This is a genomic window from Pseudomonas sp. CDFA 610 (genome assembly GCF_021147865.1).
Classification (GTDB): Bacteria; Pseudomonadota; Gammaproteobacteria; order Pseudomonadales; family Pseudomonadaceae; genus Aquipseudomonas; species Aquipseudomonas alliivorans.
This window is the reverse complement of the sequence record NZ_JAGTPM010000001.1, coordinates 65,309-87,315: the sequence shown is the minus strand read 5'-3', so window position 1 is coordinate 87,315 and position 22,007 is coordinate 65,309. Positions and strand designations below refer to the sequence as shown.

Below are 22,007 nucleotides of genomic sequence, written 5' to 3'. Positions count from 1 at the left end.
CAGCGCTGGCACTGCGAAAAACGCCGCCGCAGTTCAACACTGCGGCGGCGTTTTCACTTCAAGGGGTCAATCCTCGCTCAGCGACTCCACACCCATTTCATCCCACACTTCTTCGGCCAGATGGAAGGTCGCGTTGGCCGCTGGAATGCCGCAGTAGATCGCGCTCTGCATCAGTACTTCCTTGATCTCTTCGCGGGTCACGCCATTGTTTCTGGCGGCCTTGAGGTGCAGGCGCAGCTCGCCTTCGCGGTTCATGCCGATCAGCATGGCGATGGTGATCAGGCTTCGGGTATGACGCGGCAGACCCGGACGTGTCCAGATGTCACCCCAGGCATGCCGGGTGATCATTTCCTGAAATTCCTCGTTGAACGGGGTCAGCTTCTTCAGGCTGTTATCGACATGCGTATCGCCGAGTACCGCGCGGCGCACCTGCATGCCGGCCTGATAACGTTCGTCTTCGGTCATTGCGTGATCCTTGTGTGTTCGGCCACGGCACGTTCGACCCAACGTCGGGCCTGGCCAAGGTAATGGGCCGGATCGAGCAGGCGATCCAGCTCGTCGGAAGAAAGTTGTGCAGTCACTTGAGAATTTCCCCCCAGTACCTGACGCAGGTGCACGCCCTGCTCCACCGCCTGACGACAGCTCTGTTCGATCAGGTGGTGCGCGGCATCCCGGCCGATACGCTGCGCCAGGGCGATGCTGACCGCTTCGGCCAGCACCAGGCCTTGAGTGGATTGCAGATTGACGCGCATGCGTTCAGCATCGACCTGCAAGCCCGGCACCACCTGCAACGCCTGCTGCAACGAACCGGACACCAGGCAGCACAGTTCAGGCAAGGTTTCCCACTCCGCATGCCAAAGCCCCAGACTACGCTCGTGCTCCTGAGGCATGGCCGACAGCATGGTCGCGACCAGGCCTGGCGCACGGGTTGCGGCGCCGATCATGACCGCGGCACCCACCGGGTTGCGCTTGTGCGGCATGGTCGATGAGCCGCCTTTGCCCGGCGCAGACGGCTCGAAGACTTCGCCCACCTCGGTCTGCATCAGCAGGCTGACATCGCGGCCCAGCTTGCCGAGGCTGCCCGCGATCAGACCCAGCAGCGAAGCGAACTCCACCAGTCGATCCCGCTGCGTGTGCCAAGGCTGCTCCGGCAAGTGCAATTGCAGTTCTGCAGCCAGCGCTTCGGCCACCTCGAACGCCTGATGACCCAGCGCCGCCAGACTGCCGGAAGCGCCGCCGAACTGCAGACACAGCACGCGAGGCTTGATTTCGGCCAGGCGCTGGCGATGACGCGTAATCGCCCCCAGCCAGCCTGCTATCTTCATACCCAGCGTGACGGGCGTGGCCTGTTGCAGCCAAGTGCGGCCGGCCAGCGGCGTCGCCGCGTGAACCTGCGCCTGTTGCGCCAAGGCGTCGCCCAATTGCCCAAGGTCGCGTTCCAGCACATCGATGGCGTCACGAACCTGCAGAATCAGGCCGCTGTCCATCACGTCCTGACTGGTGGCCCCCATGTGTACGTAGCGTTCGGCCTCGGGGCTTTGTGCAGCAATGCGCTTGCCCAGCGCCTTGACCAGTGGAATTGCCGAGTTGCCTGCGTTGCCGATGGCCGTCGCCAGCTCATCGAAATCGAACAGCTCGGCGCGGCAGCTTTGCGTGATGTCGGTCACTACGCCTTGCGGGATCAGACCAACCCGAGCCTCGGCCCGCGCCAGCGCAGCCTCGAAATCGAGCATGCCCTGCACCCGCCCCTCATCCGAAAAAATCCGGCGCATGTCGGGCTGTGTGAAGTACGCGTCGAAAAGTTGATTGCCCGGTCGGTTCACGTCAGCGCTCCAGAGTAAAAAGGTTTCAAGTGGCGTCCGAATGGCTGACCCAGCCCTTGATCAGGATGGCCAGCGCGGCCAGTGCAGCAGGCACCACAAGTGCCGTCAGCACTTGCTCGAACGTCCAGCCAAGGCCGAGCAAGGTGGCACCGGCCCATGCGCCAAGAATCGCACCGAACCGGCCGATACCCAGCATCCATGACACGCCCGTGGCGCGGCCCTGAGTCGGATAGAAGCGCGCTGCCAGCGAAGGCATCGCCGACTGCGCGCCATTGATGCACATGCCGGCGACCAGCACCAGCGTTCCCAGGACTGCCACATTACCGAGGCTCTGCCCGACCAGCCAGGCGAACACGCCAGCCAGTGCGTAGGCAACGCCTATGACCTTGTGCGGGTTGTAGCGATCCATCGCCCAGCCGACGCCCACGGCACTGAGCACACCACCGAACTGGAACAGCGCACCAATGAAAGCCGACTGCTCCATGCTCGCGCCGCTGTCGCGCATCAATGTCGGCAGCCAGCTGGTCAGCAGGTAAACGATCACCAGCCCCATGAAATAGGTCAGCCACAACAACAAAGTCCCCGCACTGTACGTGCCGGAGAAAATCACTTTAAAGACATTGCGGCTGCTGACGGTCTTCTGCTCAGGAACGCTGAACGCGGTCACGCCCGCCACTTCCTTCGGAGCAATCGGTGCCAGCACCTTGCGAATCCGCTCCACACCCCGGTTGCGCACCACCAGAAACCGCGCCGACTCCGGCAGCCAGACCATCAGCACCACCGCCAGCACCAGCGGCAGAATCCCGCCGAGCATCAACAGACTGTGCCAGCCCAGGCTGGGAATCATCTTCGCGGACACGAAACCGCCGCAGGCCATGCCCAGGTTGAAGCCGCAGAACATGCTGGTGACCAGCAACGACTTCAGACGCTCAGGCGTGTATTCGGAGAGCAGCGTAGTCGCGTTGGGCATCGCCGCACCCAGCCCCAGACCGGTGAGCAGACGCAACACCAGCAACTGATCGATGTTGGTGCTGTAGGCAGACGCCAGGCTGAACAGCCCGAACAGAAACACCGCCACCACCAGCACCACCTTGCGGCCGAAGCGGTCCGCCAGCGGACCGGACCCCAGAGCGCCGAAGACCATGCCGATCAACGCAGCGCTCATGACCGGCCCGAGGCTGGCGCGATCGATGCCCCAATCCTGGCTCAGCGCAGGCGCGATAAAGCCCATCGCCGCCGTGTCCAGTCCGTCGAGAAAAACGATCAGAAAGCACAGCGCAACCACGCGCCACTGGTAACCCGATAACGGCTGGGCGTTGATGAAAGCCTGAACGTCGAACGGACCTGTCGCGGGCCCGCGAGCTGATAGTGTCATGAACATTTCCTTTTATTTTTATAAGGTCACCTGCGCCTGCAGATGCCGATCAGCGCACGCACATCACTTAGAAATCGAAAAACACCGTCTCGCCTTCTCCCTGCACTCGGATATCGAAACGATAGGCGGTTTTTCCGTCCAGCTCGCAACGCCTCGCGATCAGCGTTTCGCGGCGTTGTGGCTGCTCGATCAGGTTGAGCACCGGGTCGACGAGATTGGCCTGTGCTTCGTCGTCAAAATACAGCCGGGTCTGCAAGTGAATATTGATGCCGCGAGCGAACAGCGAAACGTTGATGTGCGAAGCCATCGGCACACCGGCAGCGTTGCGCACCGAACCGGGCTTGACGGTCTTGAGAACCCACTGGCCATCGTCCGAGGTGGCGGTGCGACCGAAGCCATTGAACGGGTTCGCCGAATCGTATTCGCTGTGATAGGCGCCCTCGTGGTCGGCCTGCCAGAACTCCAGATAGGCGTCGCGGATCAGGTGGCCATTGCCGTCGAATACGTTGCCCAGCAACACGATGTGCTCACCTGGCGCATCGGGCCTGGCCATCTCGTTCCAGATTTCCAGTTCGCGGGTCGGGTTGCCGGCCACCTGTGGGGCCAGGCCGATGTGCACGTAGGGACCTGCGGTCTGCGAAGGGGTTTCCTGCAGTAATTGAACGGGCATGTCGGCCTCCTCAGCAGTTTTCGAAGTGAGTCTTGCGCTGGCCGCGCAGAACAATATCAAAGCGGTATGCCAGGCAATCCATCGGGTTGCCCATGGCCAGATCGAGCCGGGCGATCAGACTCTGAACCGCATCGGGATTGGCGATGGATTTCACGATCGGGCAGATCGGAATCAGCGGATCGCCTTCGAAATACAGTTGGGTGATCAAGCGTGTGGCAATCGACGGGCCACTGATCGACACGTGAATATGCGCCGGACGCCAGTCGTTGGGACCGTTGCGCCACGGGTAAGGACCGGGCTTGACGGTACGAAAGCTGTAATTCCCCTCGCTGTCGGTCAGTGTCCGGCCCACGCCGCCGAAATTGGAGTCCATGGGAGCGAGGTACGCGTCGCGCTTGTGACGATAGCGACCGCCCGCGTTGGCCTGCCAGATTTCCACCAGCGTGTGCGGAATCGGCTTGCCGTACTGATCACAGACCCGACCGGCAAGCAGAATGCGCTCACCGATAGGCAGCCCGCCATTGTTGAAATTCAGCAACAGGTCGTTGTCGTGCTGACCGAACTTCAGGTGCGAGAAATCCGGCCCGGAGGCTTCGGAAATGGACTGAGGAATACTCACCAGCGCCTGACGTGGCGAGCGCAGGATCGAGGTCTTGTAATCAGGCGTCAGGGCTTTGGGATGCCAGTTGCGATCACGAATGACGAAGCGGCTGTTGTCCGCGACAGACATGGCGTTCTCCTTGATTGTTGATTTTCTTATGAGCGCACGAGCGTCTGGCACTTGCGCTACAGGCTGTGGCGAAGTGTCTCGCGCTTCAGGTGTCAACCAACACTGAAAAATTGCCTGCCATCCATAACCAAATGGTTATGTATAGGGCATCTGTCGGTAGGTCTCGCCAACCATACGAAACTCATCCACGCACCACTGGGCAGCGCGGCTCAGCGGTACGGCCGGGTTGCTGCACAACCCCACCGAACCGCCCGGTTCGCGCACTCCCATGTCCAGCTCGACCAGCGTGCCGTTGTGCAATTCCTGCAAAACGGCGTCCAGTGGCGCGACCCAGACCGCATCGCTGCGCTCGACATAGCGCCGACTCAGCGTCAGCGACAACGTCTCAAGGCGCTGGCGCGGCGGTTGTACGCCGCACTGCACGAACAGGCTGTCGGCGAACTTGCGGATGGTGGTGCCCGCCAGCGGCAATACCAGCGGGAAATCCGCAAGACGCTCGGGCTTGAGAGGTGCCGCCAGCAACGGGTGACCGGTACGCACCACCAGCGTCATGGATTCGTTGTAAAGATGCTCGAACGTCAGTCCCAGAATCTGCGGGCTGTCGGTCATTCGCCCGACCACCAGATCCAGCTCTCCAACACGCAGTTGCGACAAAAGGTAAGCACTGGGGCCGGTCATGACACTGATGATCAAGGCGGGGTGTTGTTCGTGCAGACGCCCGACGACTTCGGGAACCAGCAGACTCTCGGCCGTCGACAGCACACCCAGACGCGCCGTGACCGTTTCGTGCTCACCGGAGCGCAGGCTGTTCACGCCCTCGCGCAAGGCCTGAACGCTGGGCCCGGCATAACGCATGAATGCCACACCGGCTTCGGTCAGCGCTGCGCCGGTTTTACTGCGCACGAATAGCGTCGTCTGTAGCAGGGTTTCCAGCTCCTTGAGCGTCTTGGAAAGCGCTGGCTGGCTGATCGACAACACATCGCAGGCCCGCGCCAGACTGCCCTGGCGCGCCACTTCGAGAAAGCACACCAGATGGCGAAACTTGATTCGGGTATCGATATTCAATGCGCGTATTGCCTTGAGGGAGAAGAAGATCCGTTACTTGCTCAGAAAGGACGTCACCTGAGGCGCATCGAAAGGCCAGTCCAGCTCTTCGCCGGTGTCCACACGACGCAGCACCGGTATCCGGAGTTCATAACGCTCGAACAGCCATTCATCCTCGCAGATGTCGCGTCGCTCAACCAGCAGACCGCACTCGTCCACGAACGGCAGCAATACAGCTTGTGCAATGTCGCACAAATGGCAACCCAGGGTGCCGAACAGTTGGCATTCAGGAAGCATCGAATCATCCTCGTACAGCGCGTGACCTGCTGAAAATATTCTAGGCCCGGTCATTGATCGCGTCGAGGTAACCGACAACCCATATTGGCTCTACAGCGGTTCAGCGGGTGCCCGCCAGTCAGGCTGTTTGAAGGCACGCTCGGAGCCGGATATCTTGACCGAAATACGATCCAGCAGTCGCTCTGCGTTGTACTGGGTGGTCGTGCTGCTGATGGCAATGAACAACAGGCCGACGAGGACGGCTGACGAAGGAATCCGTCTGGCGGCATGCTGCTCCAGACCAAGAAGAAACAGGCAGGCCGCCGCAGAGCCCAGCAACGCCCCCGCCACCGCCTCGGCCAGTGGATGAATGAATGGCGCGACACAAAAGACACTGTACAGCCAACCCAAGAGCAGTCCGGTCAGGGCACCGGGCCAGCGAAGACGCTGATCGCGCTGCCGAGCCAGAAGACTCAGGCCGACGGTCAGAATCAGGCAGGTATTCATGGCATGCCCGCTGAGCACGTAGATCCCCAGACTCTCGATCGCCACACCCCAGCCCTTGAACAGCACTTTGCTGACCACCACCGTCGAATAGGTTGCGAAGAGCGTTGCGGCCCACAACAAGGCCGATCGTTTCGAGCGGGCGGTCCATAGCCACGCAGCGATCACCAGTGCTGCGGGCAGCATGACCGTGATCCCGCCACAGGGGGTAAACAAGTGTGGCCCCATCCGCACGTCTCCTTGGTCCGGTTGTTCCCTCAACGACGCATCTCAGCAGAGCCCTGCGTGCGGGCGCCACGTAATTTTTTCTATGCACCCACCTTCGCCGCGCCAGTTCCAAAGCGCCGTTTACCGAACGCGTTGGCGCGATCCAGCACCGGCTTCTCGAAACAGCGATAACCAACCCAGCCGTAACACAGAGTGGCCGCCACCATCAGTGCTGCGAAGAACAGGTTGTCCAGATAGCTCTCGGGCCATGCGCCCACCAGACTCCAGATACGCCCGATCACTCCCAGCACCAGCAGATGAGACAGGTAGATGGTGTAAGACATGTCGCCCACGACCACCAGCGGCGTCGGAATGGCGACCTTCTGCCGTCGCTCCAGCAACGCCAGGGTCAGCACCAGCAGGCCGAACGTGCTTCCAACCGCCAGCATGCGCAGCAAGCCCTGGCTGTCATAGAGTCGACAGGTCGCGATCAGTGGAATACCCGCCAGCAAGGCCACGGCCAGCAAGCCCCAGACAGCGGCCGTCGACAGGCGCGCGCTGTGCCGACTGTAGAAGAACAGTGCCAGCGCCACACCGATGATGAATTCCAGAGAATAGGGATGCAGGATGATCTTCAACGCCGACGACTGATCCTGCCAGTCCAGCAACACATTGAACGCTACGATGATCAACGCCCAGCCCGCCATCAGCCACGGTAGATGACGCTCCTTGAACAGCAACAACGCAGTAAATACCAGATAGAACCAGAGCTCGAACAGCAGCGACCAGGCGACCATCACCAGCAACACCTTGTCGTTGGGCAGCAACAGGAATGACATCAGCAGGTTGGACGAGCCATGACCGCTGTTGACCAGCCCCGGCTGCACCAGAAAGACCCCGAGCGTGATGAAGAAATACAGCCAGTAGGTCGGATAGATTCGCGACACGCGGTTGAACAGAAAGCGCTGAGCCTCAACACCCTTCTGGAACCGGCCACGACTGACGATGACCATCACGAACCCGCTGATGACGAAAAACAGGTCCACACCCAGTTGAAAGAAATCCAGCGAAGGCGGCAGCACGGTATCGCCACCGGAAAATCGCGCCTCGATCGGCATCATGTGAAACAACACCACACCCAGAACGGCCAGGCCCCTCAATCCTTGCAGCGAGTACAACCGCTCCATGCCCCTCTCCAATCACTGACCGACGCTGCGCCGGTACTTCCAGAACGACCTCAGGCGAGTACAACGCCCGGTTCAAACGCGGCGCGGGCAAGCCGCCTCCCACAATGCGCCGTGTGCCGCGAGCCCGCGCGGTGCAATCCTGCCCCGCGCCTGCACGAGCATAGCCAACCGCAGCCATTATGAAACAGGCAAGGCAGCCTCCCGGTTTTTTTCTCGTGCCTTGCGCTTATGGAGTAAGGTTGTCCACCGGCCAACAGCCGATGCGCCGATCTGGCGCAAATGCCTGCACACCCTGCACCAGCAAAAGGCGAAAGCAGTGTTGCTACTCGACTTGCGTCGACGCGGCAATTGAAATGAACCTTCGCCAATTCCCTGTACTCGAACCATCCATACGCCACCAAACGGAGAAAATCATGCCTCGCCAAACCGCACAGAATGCTCAGGAAATCTTGATGGCAGACTTTCAGGTGCTGGTCGCCGACACCGAAAAGCTGCTGGCACACACCGCAACCCTCGCCGGTGATCAGGCAGACGAACTGCGTGCCCAGATTCAGGAAAGCCTGCTGCGTGCCAAAGAGACGCTCAAGCAGACTGAAGAATCCCTGCGCGAGCGTGGCGAAGCGGCAATTGTCGCAACCGAAGAATACGTGCAGAACAACCCATGGCAATCGGTCGGCCTGGCCGCCGGTGCCGGTTTCCTGATCGGCCTGCTGGCCACAAGGCGCTAATACCATGACTTTGGGAACGGAATCAGGTCCGCCCCACGCGGACCACGGCTCTTCACCGCGGCGCCTGGGTGCCGCTTTTCTGGGCTTGCTGCACAGCCACGTCGAGCTGTTCGGCATCGAACTGCAGGAGCAGAAGGCTCGTACCGTCAGTCTGCTGCTGTTCGCGGGGCTGGCACTGGTTTTCGGCCTGCTGCTGCTTACCGGGCTGTCGGCACTGCTGCTGATCGTGTTGTGGGACAGTTACAGGCTGGCTGGGATCATCGGCCTTTGCACGTTCTACTTCCTCGCTGCGATGTTCTGCGGACTTCGTCTCAAAGCTGCTATTTTCGACGAATCCTCGCCGTTCCATGCCACGCTCGAAGAGCTGGCCAACGACCGTGAGCGACTGATGCCATGAGCGAACCCAAATCCCATCAGGGCAACACCCGTCGCGAGCTGCGCAAGGCGCTGATTCGTCTGCGCATGGAAATGCATCGCCAGGAAATACGTCACGAATCCACCGCATTGCTTCAGCCCCTGCAACGCTTTCGGGGCCTGCGTCATGACTGGAAAAGTGCGCTGGGCATTCGCCATGCGCCACTGTGGGGAGTGGGTTCGGTCGCGCTGCTGGGTTTTCTCAGCGGCAAAAAGGCCAAGACCGGACGTACCAGCTTTCTCGGCAAACTGCTTAAACTGGGGATCACGCTCACACCGCTGATCAAGGTCGCTCTGCAGAGTCGCGCGCGCAAACGCTGAGACGCCTGTTGGCTGCATTCTTGCTAACTCCTGCCCCATGACATTTCGCCCGCTGTGAACATTTGCAGCGGGCGGCTTGCGTTTACCTCCCTCATAACGCCCATTCCACCCTCACTAAGGAAGGCCACGTGATTTCAGGGCAACCCCTTGCCTGCTTTCAGCCGTTCATTGATACCGCTACCGGCCGCATAGCCGGCGTGGAGGCCCTCGGGAGGCTACGTGACAGCGAAGGACGACTGCATTCGGTCGGACCGCTGTTCAACGACCCGCAGGTTCCGGCCGCCGAACTGCGTCGGCTTGACCGCCTGATTCGTGACCACGCCCTGAGCCGTTTGCATCAGGCGCCTGAAGACTGGTTCCTGAGCCTGAATATCTCCCCACGCTGGATCAGCCGACTGCGTCCCGGCCAAGCGCTGCCAAGTCTTGCGCAGTTGGTGCAGCATCATGTTCCTGCTGAACGCGTGGTGTTCGAAATTACCGAACTGGGTGGCGATATTCAGCGTTTGAGCGAGGTCGTGGAGCGCTATCGGCAGGCGGGCGCGCGCATCGCGATCGATGATTTCGGTGCCGGCTATTCGCAACTGGACAGGGTTTTAGCGTTGCAACCTGACATCCTCAAACTCGACATGCGCCTGTTTCAGGCCGCAGCCAAAGGCGGTCCGAGCAGCGATGTGGTCAAGGCGCTCGCGTTGATGGCGGAAAAAACCGGCTGCTGGATCATTGCCGAGGGCGTCGAGACCGAAGCCGAATTGCACTTCGCCCTGGAGTGCGGCGCGCGATACGTCCAGGGCTACCTGTTCGCGAAAGGCGAGCTGGCATTCTTCGCTGCCGACGCCTTCGTGGCCCGGTTCGCCGAGCTGCGCGATCGCTACGTGTTGCGCAAGGTGGCCGAACGCGCACACCTGATGGACCTGCGCCAGCGTCTCGCCATTCTGATGGACAGTCTGCAGCGCTGGGCGCAGGCGCAAGCGCCTATCAGCGCGCTGCCGCAGTTGCACGATTACCCCTGGCTGCTGCGCTTCTATCAGTGCGACCGCCACGGCACGCAGTTGACGCCCAATCTGGAGTGGCGAGACGGTGCCTGGCAAGCCGACGCACGCTATCTGGGACACAATTGGTCATGGCGCCCGTACTTCTACCACCTTCTTGCCGAGGGCTGGCACGAACGACGTCTGACCCTGTCGAACACCTACCGCGACGCCACCACTAACCAGTATTGCCTGACGGCTGGCCAGTTCTTTGACAACGGCTCGCGCCTGCTTCTGATCGATATCGATGCCGCCGGGATGTGAAGGCCTTGCGGCCAACGCATCGAACCGGGAAGCTAGGCCAATACGACTGACGGAGTGACCGCCTTGGATTGGCAAACCCTGCTTAACCGCGAACGACTCGGCAAGACCCTGCACAGCCCCGAGGAACTGGGGCGCAGCCCGTTTCACAAGGACCATGACCGCATCATCTTCTCAGGTGCCTTCCGGCGTCTGGGGCGCAAGACTCAGGTCCACCCGGTCTCAAGCAACGATCATATCCATACCCGCCTGACCCACTCGCTGGAAGTCAGTTGCGTGGGCCGCTCGCTGGGCATGCGGGTCGGTGAAACCCTGCGCAGCGCCCTGCCCGACTGGTGCGACCCCAGCGATCTGGGCATGGTGATTCAGTCGGCATGCCTGGCTCACGACATCGGCAATCCTCCCTTCGGGCATTCGGGCGAAGACGCGATCCGCAACTGGTTCAACCAGGCGGCTGGCCGCGGCTGGCTGGATGCGATGAGCGAAACCGAGCGCAACGACTTCCTCAACTTCGAAGGCAACGCCCAGGGTTTCCGCGTGCTCACCCAGCTGGAGTATCACCAGTTCGACGGAGGCACCCGACTGACCTACGCCACGCTGGGCACCTACCTGAAGTACCCGTGGACCGCACGGCATGCCGACTCGCTGGGCTACAAGAAGCACAAGTTCGGTTGCTATCAGAGCGAGCTGTCAATTCTTGAACAGATTGCCAACAAGCTCGGTCTGCCGCAGCTTGAGGAACAGCGCTGGGCACGTCATCCGCTGGTTTACCTGATGGAAGCCGCCGATGACATCTGCTACGCCCTGATCGACCTTGAGGACGGTCTGGAAATGGACCTGCTCGACTACGCCGAGGTGGAAGCTCTGCTGCTGGGGCTGGTCGGTGATGACCTGCCGGAAACTTACCGTCAACTGGGCCCGTCGGACTCACGACGACGCAAGCTGGCCATCCTGCGCGGCAAGGCCATCGAACACCTGACCAACGCCGCAGCCCGCGCGTTCGTCGAGCAGCAGGACGCCCTGCTGGCCGGTACGCTGCCGGGCGATCTGGTGGAACACATGCACGGACCGGCCAAGCGCTGCGTGCTGAGTGCCAAGGACATGGCACGCAAGAAGATCTTTCAGGACAAGCGCAAGACGTTGCACGAGATCGGTGCCTACACCACGCTGGAAATTCTTCTCAACGCCTTCTGCGGCGCCGCAGTCGAACAATTCGGTGGACGCACGCCGTCATTCAAGCACCGGCGCATTCTCGATCTGCTGGGCAATAGTGCACCCGATCCGAAGGCACCGCTGCACGCGTCCTTTCTGCGCATGATCGACTTCATCGCCGGCATGACCGATAGCTACGCCACCGAGATGGCCAGAGAAATGACAGGCCGATCCGGACAGTTCTGAGGACGAGTCCGGGCGAGCAAAGCCCCCTGAAAACGGTGCTTGCTCGCTTGGCCACGGCCTACTCCGCACTTCAACTTCAGAAATACCCTACACGCTTGCCGGAAGCGTCTTATCGCAGCGATTTCGACACCCACCAATAATCCCGGCACTTCATGGCCGAACCGGTAAGCCATCCAGCTGCCTGCGGCACCTTCGGGAACCGCATGATACCTGTCGACCCGGCTCGAACCATCCCAGCGTCGTCTCAGCCGGAAACCTCATGTCCAAGCACAGCCTGCGAATTCTGCTGGTGGAGGATCACCCCTTTCAGTTGATCGCCACCCAGATCCTGCTCAACAACCAGGGGTATTTTCTATTGACCCCCGTCCTCACGGCAGCCGAGGCCATGGCTGCGATGGAACGCAGTCCCGAGCCCTACGACCTCATTCTGTGTGATCAGGGGCTGCCCGACCTGGAGGGTTTCGATCTTGTCGAACAGGCCTGGAAGCGCGGACTGATCCGCCACGCCGTACTGCTCAGCGGGCTTCCTGCACAGCAACTGCTGGACCTCGAACAGCGTGCCATCCAGCGTGGTCTGCCGATGCTGGGCTGCCTGAGCAAGCCTCTTGACGGCCCTGATCTCGTCAACCTGCTGAACGATGCACCCGGTGCGCGCTGACACATCACAACAGGTCGTCGCACTGCCCCACGCACGAACTGCCTCGTGATGAATCATTACACGCCCAACGTTGTAGGAATAATACGGCGAACACGACGGCTAATTCCCAAACGCAACAAACACGGTATAAAACCCTAACTAACAACCCGAATAAAGCGCGAAATCTTTTTAAACACACAGCGTTCAAAGTAGGCATTTACGTACTCCGAGACTCTAATTACTGTAGGAACTTTCCTATATATACTTGCCGACCACGTCTCTTCATGGGCCTGCCCGAACATCTGAGCTAAGGTGCGCGCTTTCTTCGCTGCTTGTATGGATTTAAATATGAACTCAGTTTTTATCATCGACGACCACCCTGTTGTTCGACTGGCCGTGAGAATGCTGCTGGAGAACGAAAACTACGAGGTCGTCGGTGAAACCGATAATGGCGTTGACGCCATGCAGATGGTCCGTGAATGCATGCCCGACCTGATCATTCTGGACATCAGCATTCCCAAGCTCGACGGCCTGGAGGTACTGGCCCGCTTCAACACCATGGGTCTGCCCTCGAAAATTCTGGTCCTCACTTCACAGACCCCAAAGCTGTTCGCCATTCGCTGCATGCAATCGGGTGCGGCGGGTTACGTCTGCAAACAGGAAGACCTGAGTGAATTACTCAGTTCGGTGAAAGCGGTATTATCCGGCTACAATTACTTCCCCAGCCAGGCATTGACGCCTGCTGTTCGCGAAGATGGTCAGCCAAGTGAAATCGAGTTGTTCAAACTGGTCAACGATCGCGAACTGATGGTCTTGCAACTGTTTGCCCAGGGTCGTTCCAACAAGGAGATCGCCAAGGGCATGTTTCTCAGCAACAAGACGGTCAGCACTTACAAGACACGGCTGATGCAAAAACTGAAAACCAGGACCTTGGTAGATCTTATCGAGATGGCGAAACGCAACGCGCTAGTGTGAGAGACCGGATGTCCAAGCGCTTCAAACAACTTCTGATACTGGCCACAAGCCTTTGCCTGAGCTGGGGTCTACTCGCCCGCCTGGAGGCCGCCGACCAATACTCCCTGCTCGGCCGCTCGAGCCCGGCGCACATGGATGTGAAGCTGGACGGCAAACAATGGCAGTGGGTTCGCAGCAAACGCGAGCTGATCCTCGGCACCTCTGCACCCGACTACCCACCTTTCGACATTACCATTTCCGGCAATGATTACGAGGGCATAACCGCCGATTACGCCGGCATCATTTCCCGGACGCTGGACCTGCCTGTCAGGGTTCAGCGCTTCGAAACCCGCGACGCGGCAATGAAAGCGCTCGTGAGCGGACAGATAGACATGCTGGGGACCGCCAACGGTTTCGAAGCCAAGGAACGCGACATCAAGCTGACCCATCCCTACTCGGTGGATCAGCCGGTGCTGGTCACGCGCATTGGTGAAACACGTCCGCTGACCGAAGGCCTGAAGGGGCTGCGTCTGAGCATGGTCTATCACTACCTGCCGCTGGACGAGGTCAGGGCGACCTATCCTGACGCGACCATCGACACCTACCCGTCTTTTCAAAACGCGATCAACGCCGTGGCCTTCAATCAGGCCGATGTCTTTCTCGGCGATACCATTTCCACCCAGTACATCATCAACAGGGGTTACCTGAACAATGTACAAATGGCCAATTTCGGCAAGCACGAAGCCAACGGATTCAGCTTTGCCATCAGCAATGAAAACCCGCAACTGCTGGACGTCATCAACCAGACGCTCAAGGCCATTCCGGTCGATGAGCGCATCGATATTTCCAAGCGCTGGAGCGCTGGCAGCGATCTGCTGCTGACCGACCAGAAGCTGCAACTCACACAACGGGAGGAGCGCTGGATCGCCCAGAACCCGACTGTGCGGGTACTGGTCAACGAAGCCTACGCGCCTCTGACCTTCTTCGATGCCAATGGCACCTTTCGAGGCATCACGGCCGAGCTTCTGGAACTGGTGCGGCTGCGCACTGGAATCAACTTCGAAGTCACCCGCTCTGCAAGCCTTGCCGACATGATCAACCAGGTCAGCCAGGGCCATGCGGACATGATCGGGGCTCTGGACGCCAGCGATGAACGTGAGGACCGTTTGAGCTTCAGCCGTCCTTACATCGACAATTCGTTTGTGCTGGTGACACGCAAGGAAGCGGGCTCGCCGTCCCATCTTGAAAACCTCGGCAAAAAACGCCTCGCGGTCACTCAGGGCAGCGCATTGCTGAGCTGGATACACCGTGAACATCCCGAAATCGTGACAGTCGAAGTCGACAATCCTTTCCAGGCGCTGGACATGCTGGCAGTCGGCAGAACCGAGGCTGCCGCGACATCACTGCTCAGTGCCAACTATTTTCTGTCTTCCGGCATCTTCGGCGAGCGCCTGCAGATCACTGCCACCACTGGAGAAGATCCGGCACTGATCTCCATGGCCACCTCACGCAACGCGACGGAATTGAGCTCGATTCTGGACAAGGCGCTGGCCAGCATCGCGCCCCAGGAGCTGGCCGTGATCAACAACCGATGGCGTTCCTACACACCTGCAGGTGCCAACTGGCATGATTATCGACGCCTGATCTACCAGATCATTACCGGTGCCGGCCTTTTGCTGATCGGTTTGCTGGTCTGGAACGCCTACATGCGACGCCAGATCAAACAGCGCGAGGCTGCAGAGCGGGCGCTGGGCGACCAGTTCGAATTCATGAGAGCACTGGTCGACGGCACCCCCCATCCGATCTATGTGCGTGACCGTGAAGGTCTGCTGCGTATGTGCAACGACAGCTACCTCACTTCATTTTCAGCGCAACGTGAGGACATCATCGACAAGAGCGCCACTGAAGGTGTGCTGGGCAACGAATTCGAAGCAAGGGAATACGCTGCCGATTATCAGCGGGTCATGGCTACCAATACCGCTCTGGTTCAGGATCGCACGCTGCATATCGGCGAACGGAAGTTGACCATCTACCACTGGATCCTGCCGTTCCGGGATTCGCTGGGTGAGGTACAGGGCATCATTGGCGGCTGGATCGATATCAGCGAACGGCGACAGCTCATAGAAGATCTGCAGACGGCCAAGGAACAGGCCGATGCGGCCAACCGGGCCAAAAGCACCTTTCTGGCCACCATGAGCCACGAAATCAGGACCCCCATGAATGCCGTTATCGGCATGCTCGAACTGGCACTCAAACGCGCCGATCATGGGGAACTGGACCGTTCTGCCATTGAAGTCGCCTACGGTTCGGCGAAGGAGCTGCTGGACCTTATCGGCGATATTCTCGACATCGCCCGGATCGAGTCCGGCCGACTGACCCTGAATCCCGAACGCGCCAACCTGCGTCAACTGGTGGAGTCGGTGGTCAGGGTATTCGACGGGCTCGCCCGACAGAAGAACCTGACACTGGCGCTGGAACTGGACAGCCGCATCAACACCGACGTGCTCGTGGATCCGCTGCGCTTCAAGCAGATCCTTTCCAACCTGGTCAGCAACGCCATCAAGTTCACGCAAAAGGGCCAGGTCAGAATCAGCCTGCAAACGGGGGATCTGACCGACTCACCGCACCTGCAACTGCACCTGACCGTGCAGGACAGCGGCATCGGTATCAGCCTGCCTGACCAGAAGCGCCTGTTCGAACCTTTCGCCCAGGTGGATAGCAACGGTCAGATGGCACGCACGGGTGCAGGCCTGGGACTGGTGATCTGCCGCAGCCTGTGCGAGATGATGGGCGGCACTCTGACGCTGGACAGTGAGCCGGGGCAAGGCACGCAGATCAACATGCATCTGGTGCTGACTTCACTTGATCCGGCAGCCCATGTGCCGATTCAACAGCCTCCTGCACCGACGCCTCACCATATCCTGCATATCCTGATTGTCGATGATCATCCTGCCAACAGGCTGCTGCTCTGTGAGCAGCTCGGGTTTCTGGGCCATCACTGCGAGGTCGCCGAAAACGGTGCGCTGGGGTTTGAGTGCTGGTTGCAGAATCGCTTTGACCTGGTGGTTGCCGATTGCAACATGCCGGTCATGAACGGTTACGACCTGACGCGGGCCATCAGGACGCAGGAACACTCTCGCGATCTTCAGCCCTGCACGATATGGGGATTCACGGCCAACGCCCAGCAGGAGGAAATCCAGCGCTGCCGGGAAGCGGGCATGGATGACTGCCTGTTCAAGCCCATCAGCCTCAGTCTGCTCAGCGACAGGCTGGCACTGCTTTCACCGCTGACGCGCCCGACACTTGCGTTCAGTCCGGGCAGCGTCAGCCAACTCACCGGTAACCGTCCCGAAATGGTCAGGCGCCTGCTGACCGAACTGTTGCGCAGCAACCGGGAAGATCGCCAGTCGCTCGCGGCTCATATGCTTGAAGGACACACGGACCAGATTCGTGACATGGCCCACCGGATCAAGGGCGCTGCACGCATCATCAGCGCTTCTCGCGTGGTGGACGCCTGCAATACGCTTGAACAGGCGTGCGAGCCCGGCACCAGTGAAGCACGACTTCGCGCCTGTCATCAGGCAGTGGACAGCGCCATGCTTGAGCTTGAAAGAGCGTTGAGCGCGCAGCAGGAAGAACCCGGCATGCCAGGAAAGGCAGACTGTTGAGCGGCAAGCAGAATGGACAGGAAAGTGCGACGCAGGAAGGGAGGATAAACGGGGGAAGAACAAGAAAGCAGGCCTGAGCCTGCTTCCTGAAACATCAGGCAACCGGATTGATTTCTTTTTCCGGGTACCAGACGTCGATCAGCGGGCTGACAGTCACTTCTGTCAGTTCGCTGCGGCCCTTGAGCCAGGCTTCAACGGCAGCGCGCTGCTCTTCGCTGACCGAGCCACGCTTGCTCAGGCAAACCAGACCGAAGTCATCGCCGCCAACATAGCCAAGACCGTTGGCCTCCATTGCTTCTTTCAGGAAAGCGTCGAGGAAGGCGTCGATTGCCTGGTCATCCAGCTCTTGCTTGAAGTCCAGGTTCAGCTCAAAACCCAGCTCCTGAAATTCATCGACGCAGAGTTTTTTGCGCAGACGGCGGGAACGGTTCGTAGCCATGGGACAATCCTCATCAGTAAATATCGGGCGGCACTTTACCAGTTCGGGCAGGTAAAAGCCCGATAAATGAAGACTGGAAGCAATGTTCGATGCGTCGGCTGGCAGATGGGGCATGCTGAAAAAAATAGCGGTTTCAAGACTAATGCCCCATCCCATGCCCCCCCTGCTTGGGGCATAATGCCGCCGGTTGCAGGCGTTGACCCTTGGCATCACGAAAACCCTGCATATTCAATCGTCAATCTTCGCCTGTTCGCTATAGTTGTTCGCAGTTGGCGTTGTTATTCCAATATTCAGAATTACCGAGGGAATTCATCCATGCCCTCTTTTTTGTTTCCCCTCTTGCAGTAGGGTTTATTCATGATCAAGTCGTTCCGCCCTTTTCTGATCGCTTCATTGCTCCTGCCACTGGCCCTCTCCGCGAACGCGGCCGTCATCAACACCACACTTTCCCCCAAGGTCCAGCAGGCACTCAAAGCCAGCAAACTTGGCGATGATGCATTGTCGCTGGTCATGTTGCCGCTTAACGGCCCAGGTACACCGACGGTATTCAACGCCGATGTGTCGGTGAACCCGGCCTCTACCATGAAACTGATCACAACCTATGCAGCACTGGAAATTCTCGGTCCTACCCATCAATGGAAAACCGAGTTCTTCACCGACGGCACCCTGAGCAACGGCGTGCTGCGCGGCAACCTGTACCTCAAGGGCGGCGGCGATCCCAAGCTGAATATGGAAAAGCTCTGGCTGTTGATGCGCGACCTGCGCGCCAACGGTGTCCAGCAGGTGACCGGTGATCTGGTGCTGGATCGCAGCCACTTCGTGCAGCCGCAATTGCCCGCCTTCAACGACGATGGCAATGACGACAACAAGCCATTTCTGGTCAAGCCTGATTCGCTGATGGTCAACCTCAAGGCGCTGCGCTTTGTCACCCGCAACGATGATGGCCGTATTCTGGTCTCGGTGGAGCCACCTATCGCCACTATCCGGATCGACAACCAGGTCAAGGCTGTCGCCTCGAAACAATGCACAGGTGATGTGCGTTACAACCCGGTAACCCAGCCTGATGGCAGCGTCAATGTGACGGTGACCGGGCAACTGGGCAATGGCTGCAACTCTCAGACCTACCTGTCGCTGCTTGACCACCCGACCTACGCTGCCGGTGCGGTGCGCGCCATCTGGCAGGAACTGGGCGGCACCATTCTGGGCAAGAACCGCATCGACGTAGTGCCTTCCAGCGCCAAGCTGCTGGCCAAGGCATTTTCCCCCGATCTGGTTGAAGTCATCCGTGACATCAACAAATACAGCAACAACACCATGGCTCAACAGTTGTTTCTCAGCCTTGGCGAAGAATTCCGCAGTGACGCCGATGGCGATGATGCCAAGGCCGCTCAACGGGTGATTCGAGGCTGGCTGGCCAAAAAAGGCATCACCGCACCGCATCTGGTGATGGAAAACGGTTCAGGCCTGTCGCGGGCCGAACGGGTCAGCGCCCGTGAAATGGCGGTCATCCTTCAAGCCGCGTGGCGCAGCCCGTACGCCGCTGAGTTCATGAGCTCCATGCCGCTCGCCGGCATGGATGGCACCATGCGTAAACGGCTGAAACGCACGCCGCTGCTCGGCGAAGCGCACATCAAGACCGGTACGCTCAATACCGTGCGCGCCATTGCAGGCTTCAGCCGCGACAGCAACGGCAACACCTGGGCAGTCGTGGCGATCCTCAACGATCCACGTCCGTTCGGTGCCTCGTCGGTACTCGACGAGGTGCTGGTCGATCTTTACCGCCAGCCCAAGCTGAGCAATACCACGGTATCGATCCAGCAGCCCTGAGCCACGCCCGACCAGAATGAGCAGGTGCTGAAACGGATCAGGCCTGCTCTGGCTCCACCTTGTCCCTGCCCGCCTGCTTGGCGGCGTAGACTCCGGAGTCGGCCCGCAGCAGCATCGCATCGATACCCTCGCCTTCTCGCCAACTGGCTATTCCGAAGCTGGCCGTTACCCTGCCTACACCTTCGATGCCCGCCCTGTTCAGTTCTTCGCGAAGCCCCAGCGCCAACTGATACGCCTGGGCGCCCTGAGTGCCGGGGCACAGCACCATGAATTCCTCCCCACCCAGCCGACAGAACACGTCATCCGTGCGCAGACGATGCGTGATGCGTTGCGAGATGGCCTTGAGCACCTGATCCCCGACACCGTGCCCGAACCGGTCGTTGATGCGTTTGAAGTGATCGATGTCGAGCATGATGATCGACAGATGGCCACCATGCCGGTCGATACGCTTGAGTTCGGCCTGCAGCCGATCCTGAAAGTACCGACGGTTGTAGGCACCCGTCAGCACATCGGTCACAGACATCTCTCGCAGCTCCTGCTCGACCCGCTTCAGATCAGTGATGTCCGACACAAACCCATGCCACAACACGGCACCGTCAGCCAGTTGCTCGGGCGTTGAAGCGGCGCGTAACCAACGCAGGCCTTTTTCCGGTAATTGAACCCGGTACTCTTCACGCCACGGCGTCAGTTGCTGAGCACTGGGAATGATCGAGTTTCTGATCCGGACCAGGTCCGTGGGATGAATGCGTTGCAGCAGCACCTCGGCATCGATCAGCAATTGGGCCTCATCGAGTTCGAACAACTCGCACATGCCGACGCTGGCGTATCTGAACCGCGAGCTGCCATCCTTATCGAGCTGATACTGATAGATGCCCCCGGGCACCTGAGAGCCCAGTTTCCTGAGCAGTTGCCCCTGAGCTTCCAGCGCATCATGCACGCGCCGGTGCTCGGTCATGTCGGTACACACCGCCAGACAGCCGATCCACTGCCCCTGATCGTCGCGCACGGCCGTGACCAGCATATTGACGACCAGCCTGCTGCCGTCACGTCGCTGGAAGGTCAACTCGCGGGCCGGATGGCTGCCTTCATGAATCGCCGCACTCAGCATGTCCTGCAGCACCTGAGCTTCGCTGATGCTATTGTTATCGGCCGGCACAGAATGCTGGAAATCCTTGAGCCCAAAGCGACCCAGCACCTCTTCATCGCGATAGCCGAGCATACGCTGCGCACCGACGTTGAACGTGTTGATGACTCCATTGAGGTCGGTCGCGATGATTGCGACTTCAGTCGCCGAATTCAGGATGTTGCGCAACTGACCATTGGCAACGCTCAACTCTCGTTCGCGCACGCGCAGTTCCCGGGTACGCTGCTCGACCTGCGCAAGGGCGCGCTGGCGCTGGCTGATCAGGCTGTAGAGCAAGGCACTGAGCATCAGGCTCAACAACCCACCGAACCACAGGACATTGCCGGACGTTTCCCGATTGTTCGCCTGGAACAATTCAGTGGGACGAACCTCAAGCAGGTAATCCCGATCCCCCAGACTCAACAGTGTGCTTTGGTACAGCTCATTCGTAGCGGCTTTGGCGGGAGACAGGTACACGCGCTCAGGCTCCGGTTGTGCGTTCAGGTCGATGAGCGTGACTGCCAGGGTGTCGCGTTCTGCCGTTCCCACCGTCATCAGTTGCGAAAGACCGATGACGGCCGTCAGTACACCTCTCAGCTCAGGCGTTTCGCCCGGCGCACTGACCCTTGAAAATACAGCCGCCATCAACAGCACGCCTCGTGTGTTGGCGGGATCAAGCCCCAACAGTTTTATACGGGGCGTCGCTGTGATACGGCCCAGCAGTCGAGCACGATCCAGAGCCAGATGGCGGACCGGCTCAGAATAGATATCGAAGCCCAGCGGCACCGGCAACACACTGATCGAATCCAGATAGAGGACAGGAAAATATTCGTCGCGCACGCCCGCCACGCTCAGCTTGCCGTGCTCATCGAGTTCACGGATCACAAAATCCGCCACCCCATCCTTGCGCACTGCCGCCTCGAACGCAGCCCGCCCGGCACGGGTCACCCTCGGGTTCCAGCCGTAGGCCTGGGTGCCGAGCAGCAGCGGGCCTACGAAACCGTCGTAGTCTTCGCGAGTCACTTCACGGGAAAACAGAAAAAAGCGGCGGACCGTGTCCAGCCTGCTGACCTGACGGTCCAGGCGCTCCTGAATGCGGCTGAAACGCTCGCTGGCCAGAATGTCGAAGCGCTGGCGCAACTGATGCTGATAAGCGTCGTGGTCAGCCAGCGCCAGCATGACCGTCAGCGCGGCACCGACCAGCATCGTCAGAACCGCCACCAGCCACGCTGAAACCTGTTCACTGATGAAGCCCAGCACCCTGAGCCTGTACCGTTTCGCCGCCATAGACACAACTCATGACGCCAACAGTGTGTTGCGCCACGCTGGCTGTGCATTGGTTATAGCTATTCGCCAGTAATTTGCCTAGCGGAAGATGAGCGAACCTGCGCAA

The 22,007-nt window shown here is 59.7% G+C and carries 20 protein-coding genes; 9 read left to right on the top strand and 11 right to left on the bottom strand.

Annotated elements, in window-relative coordinates; translation table 11 throughout:
- Positions 1–66 precede the first annotated feature (66 nt).
- The 9 genes from pcaC to KDX39_RS00345 all read right to left on the bottom strand — a co-directional run bounded on the left by pcaC (position 67) and on the right by KDX39_RS00345 (position 7,816).
- Positions 67–465, bottom strand: coding sequence for a 4-carboxymuconolactone decarboxylase (pcaC, locus tag KDX39_RS00385; RefSeq protein ID WP_231658804.1), 399 nt, complete (start codon positions 463–465; stop codon positions 67–69).
- The gene (locus KDX39_RS00380) at positions 462–1,823 is read right to left on the bottom strand and encodes a 3-carboxy-cis,cis-muconate cycloisomerase (RefSeq protein WP_231658803.1); all 1,362 of its coding nucleotides are present in this window, start codon (positions 1,821–1,823) and stop codon (positions 462–464) included. Before KDX39_RS00380 ends, pcaC begins: the two co-directional genes overlap by 4 nt.
- Before the next feature lie 25 nt (positions 1,824–1,848).
- Positions 1,849–3,198 (bottom strand): MFS transporter, encoded by a 1,350-nt coding sequence (locus KDX39_RS00375; RefSeq protein ID WP_099227488.1) that lies wholly within the window; start codon positions 3,196–3,198, stop codon positions 1,849–1,851.
- Between the two features lie 67 nt (positions 3,199–3,265).
- On the bottom strand, positions 3,266–3,868 hold the full coding sequence (gene pcaG, locus KDX39_RS00370) for a protocatechuate 3,4-dioxygenase subunit alpha (protein ID WP_231658802.1): 603 nt from the start codon (positions 3,866–3,868) through the stop codon (positions 3,266–3,268).
- Positions 3,869–3,878: 10 nt separating this feature from the next.
- Positions 3,879–4,598: a protocatechuate 3,4-dioxygenase subunit beta gene (gene pcaH, locus KDX39_RS00365; RefSeq protein WP_231658801.1), complete on the bottom strand. Its 720-nt coding sequence runs from the start codon at positions 4,596–4,598 to the stop codon at positions 3,879–3,881.
- Between the two features lie 135 nt (positions 4,599–4,733).
- Positions 4,734–5,663: a pca operon transcription factor PcaQ gene (gene pcaQ / locus KDX39_RS00360; RefSeq protein WP_231658800.1), complete on the bottom strand. Its 930-nt coding sequence runs from the start codon at positions 5,661–5,663 to the stop codon at positions 4,734–4,736.
- A gap of 33 nt (positions 5,664–5,696) precedes the next feature.
- A complete protein-coding gene (locus KDX39_RS00355) occupies positions 5,697–5,939 on the bottom strand; it encodes a glutaredoxin family protein (RefSeq protein ID WP_231658799.1) in 243 nt (80 codons plus the stop codon).
- 90 nt (positions 5,940–6,029) lie between these two features.
- The gene (locus KDX39_RS00350) at positions 6,030–6,650 is read right to left on the bottom strand and encodes a hypothetical protein (protein WP_231658798.1); all 621 of its coding nucleotides are present in this window, start codon (positions 6,648–6,650) and stop codon (positions 6,030–6,032) included.
- 80 nt (positions 6,651–6,730) lie between these two features.
- The gene (locus tag KDX39_RS00345) at positions 6,731–7,816 is read right to left on the bottom strand and encodes an acyltransferase family protein (RefSeq protein WP_231658797.1); all 1,086 of its coding nucleotides are present in this window, start codon (positions 7,814–7,816) and stop codon (positions 6,731–6,733) included.
- 413 nt (positions 7,817–8,229) lie between these two features.
- Between KDX39_RS00345 and KDX39_RS00340 the strand changes: the two genes are divergently transcribed.
- From KDX39_RS00340 to KDX39_RS00305, 8 genes are all read left to right on the top strand, one after another.
- Positions 8,230–8,544, top strand: a complete 315-nt coding sequence (locus KDX39_RS00340; RefSeq protein WP_025994956.1) for a DUF883 family protein — start codon at positions 8,230–8,232, stop codon at positions 8,542–8,544.
- A 4-nt stretch (positions 8,545–8,548) separates the two neighbouring features.
- Positions 8,549–8,941 (top strand): phage holin family protein, encoded by a 393-nt coding sequence (locus KDX39_RS00335; protein WP_231658796.1) that lies wholly within the window; start codon positions 8,549–8,551, stop codon positions 8,939–8,941.
- On the top strand, positions 8,938–9,279 hold the full coding sequence (locus tag KDX39_RS00330; protein ID WP_231658795.1) for a hypothetical protein: 342 nt from the start codon (positions 8,938–8,940) through the stop codon (positions 9,277–9,279). Before KDX39_RS00335 ends, KDX39_RS00330 begins: the two co-directional genes overlap by 4 nt.
- Positions 9,280–9,407: 128 nt before the next feature.
- Positions 9,408–10,571, top strand: a complete 1,164-nt coding sequence (locus tag KDX39_RS00325; protein ID WP_231658794.1) for an EAL domain-containing protein — start codon at positions 9,408–9,410, stop codon at positions 10,569–10,571.
- A 63-nt stretch (positions 10,572–10,634) separates the two neighbouring features.
- Positions 10,635–11,966: a deoxyguanosinetriphosphate triphosphohydrolase gene (locus tag KDX39_RS00320; RefSeq protein ID WP_231658793.1), complete on the top strand. Its 1,332-nt coding sequence runs from the start codon at positions 10,635–10,637 to the stop codon at positions 11,964–11,966.
- A 259-nt stretch (positions 11,967–12,225) separates the two neighbouring features.
- Positions 12,226–12,624, top strand: coding sequence for a response regulator (locus KDX39_RS00315; RefSeq protein ID WP_231658792.1), 399 nt, complete (start codon positions 12,226–12,228; stop codon positions 12,622–12,624).
- Between the two features lie 327 nt (positions 12,625–12,951).
- Positions 12,952–13,578 carry a response regulator transcription factor gene (locus KDX39_RS00310; RefSeq protein ID WP_057411237.1) on the top strand — a complete coding sequence of 209 codons (627 nt, stop codon included), beginning with the start codon at positions 12,952–12,954 and terminating at the stop codon, positions 13,576–13,578.
- An 8-nt stretch (positions 13,579–13,586) separates the two neighbouring features.
- Positions 13,587–17,225 carry a transporter substrate-binding domain-containing protein gene (locus tag KDX39_RS00305; protein WP_231658791.1) on the top strand — a complete coding sequence of 1,213 codons (3,639 nt, stop codon included), beginning with the start codon at positions 13,587–13,589 and terminating at the stop codon, positions 17,223–17,225.
- Positions 17,226–17,319: 94 nt separating this feature from the next.
- Here KDX39_RS00305 and KDX39_RS00300 read toward each other — a convergent pair whose 3' ends face one another.
- A complete protein-coding gene (locus tag KDX39_RS00300) occupies positions 17,320–17,664 on the bottom strand; it encodes a YggL family protein (RefSeq protein ID WP_184323112.1) in 345 nt (114 codons plus the stop codon).
- Positions 17,665–18,021: 357 nt separating this feature from the next.
- On the opposite strand from KDX39_RS00300, the gene dacB reads away from it, so the two are divergent.
- Entirely contained in the window at positions 18,022–19,491 is a 1,470-nt protein-coding gene (gene dacB, locus KDX39_RS00295) for a D-alanyl-D-alanine carboxypeptidase/D-alanyl-D-alanine endopeptidase (protein WP_231658790.1), read from the top strand.
- Positions 19,492–19,528: 37 nt separating this feature from the next.
- Here dacB and KDX39_RS00290 read toward each other — a convergent pair whose 3' ends face one another.
- Positions 19,529–21,901, bottom strand: coding sequence for a sensor domain-containing diguanylate cyclase (locus tag KDX39_RS00290; protein ID WP_231658789.1), 2,373 nt, complete (start codon positions 21,899–21,901; stop codon positions 19,529–19,531).
- Positions 21,902–22,007 lie beyond the last annotated feature (106 nt).

Coding starts and splice junctions, on each gene's coding strand:
- pcaC (WP_231658804.1), bottom strand. CDS start 465: ATGACCGAAGACGAACGTTATCAGGCCGGCATGCAGGTGCGCCGCGCG.
- KDX39_RS00375 (WP_099227488.1), bottom strand. CDS start 3,198: ATGACACTATCAGCTCGCGGGCCCGCGACAGGTCCGTTCGACGTTCAG.
- pcaG (WP_231658802.1), bottom strand. CDS start 3,868: ATGCCCGTTCAATTACTGCAGGAAACCCCTTCGCAGACCGCAGGTCCC.
- pcaH (WP_231658801.1), bottom strand. CDS start 4,598: ATGTCTGTCGCGGACAACAGCCGCTTCGTCATTCGTGATCGCAACTGG.
- KDX39_RS00355 (WP_231658799.1), bottom strand. CDS start 5,939: ATGCTTCCTGAATGCCAACTGTTCGGCACCCTGGGTTGCCATTTGTGC.
- KDX39_RS00350 (WP_231658798.1), bottom strand. CDS start 6,650: ATGGGGCCACACTTGTTTACCCCCTGTGGCGGGATCACGGTCATGCTG.
- KDX39_RS00345 (WP_231658797.1), bottom strand. CDS start 7,816: ATGGAGCGGTTGTACTCGCTGCAAGGATTGAGGGGCCTGGCCGTTCTG.
- KDX39_RS00340 (WP_025994956.1), top strand. CDS start 8,230: ATGCCTCGCCAAACCGCACAGAATGCTCAGGAAATCTTGATGGCAGAC.
- KDX39_RS00335 (WP_231658796.1), top strand. CDS start 8,549: ATGACTTTGGGAACGGAATCAGGTCCGCCCCACGCGGACCACGGCTCT.
- KDX39_RS00330 (WP_231658795.1), top strand. CDS start 8,938: ATGAGCGAACCCAAATCCCATCAGGGCAACACCCGTCGCGAGCTGCGC.
- KDX39_RS00315 (WP_231658792.1), top strand. CDS start 12,226: ATGTCCAAGCACAGCCTGCGAATTCTGCTGGTGGAGGATCACCCCTTT.
- KDX39_RS00310 (WP_057411237.1), top strand. CDS start 12,952: ATGAACTCAGTTTTTATCATCGACGACCACCCTGTTGTTCGACTGGCC.
- KDX39_RS00305 (WP_231658791.1), top strand. CDS start 13,587: ATGTCCAAGCGCTTCAAACAACTTCTGATACTGGCCACAAGCCTTTGC.
- KDX39_RS00300 (WP_184323112.1), bottom strand. CDS start 17,664: ATGGCTACGAACCGTTCCCGCCGTCTGCGCAAAAAACTCTGCGTCGAT.
- dacB (WP_231658790.1), top strand. CDS start 18,022: ATGATCAAGTCGTTCCGCCCTTTTCTGATCGCTTCATTGCTCCTGCCA.
- KDX39_RS00290 (WP_231658789.1), bottom strand. CDS start 21,901: ATGGCGGCGAAACGGTACAGGCTCAGGGTGCTGGGCTTCATCAGTGAA.